Origin of the sequence: Pseudomonas tremae (assembly GCF_001401155.1) — a bacterium.
Taxonomy (GTDB): Bacteria; Pseudomonadota; Gammaproteobacteria; order Pseudomonadales; family Pseudomonadaceae; genus Aquipseudomonas; species Aquipseudomonas tremae.
Genome location: NZ_LJRO01000374.1, coordinates 1 through 479, shown reverse-complemented (window position 1 = coordinate 479; position 479 = coordinate 1). Strand labels below are relative to the sequence as shown.

Here is a 479-nt window from a genome sequence, read left to right as displayed (position 1 = left end):
ATTCTGGGCGGAGAGTTCCATGCCGAATATTTCAGCGGTTCGGTGCAGGCTGGCGGCAGCAGTATGCAGGTTGAATTGTCATCCGAGCTTGCCTTTCTGGACACTCGTTTCACTCTGGTCACGCAATTGGGTGAATTGATCAGCGTTGAAAGCCAGGGTGTCCTGCTCATGGACGAAGTGGGTCAGCAGGAATTGCAGAACGGGGTCTGGCCGATCAGTGACGGCCATTACCAATGCACATGCACGCCGCGCTTCAAGGTTTCCCTTGGGCCTAATGAATGGCTGGAAAAGAGCGCCTTCATTGGCAAGACCGAATACATTCAAGACAATGAAACGCTGATCAGTTTTTATCGGATGAAGTCCTGATTCATCCCATTGGTTAGGCGTGGAGCAGGCCGTTGCAGGCCTGCTCCGTTGTAACTGGTTAAAAAGTGACACTGGCGCTCAGGCGCGCGGTGCGCGGCTCGCCAACGTTGACC

At 54.1% G+C, this 479-nt stretch carries 1 protein-coding gene; it reads left to right on the top strand.

Translation table 11 applies throughout. The features are described from left to right. A partial coding sequence (locus ALO43_RS20845) for a DUF3237 family protein (protein WP_054997993.1) occupies positions 1 to 366 on the top strand: 366 nt, incomplete at its 5' end. Positions 367 to 479: the final 113 nt, after the last annotated feature.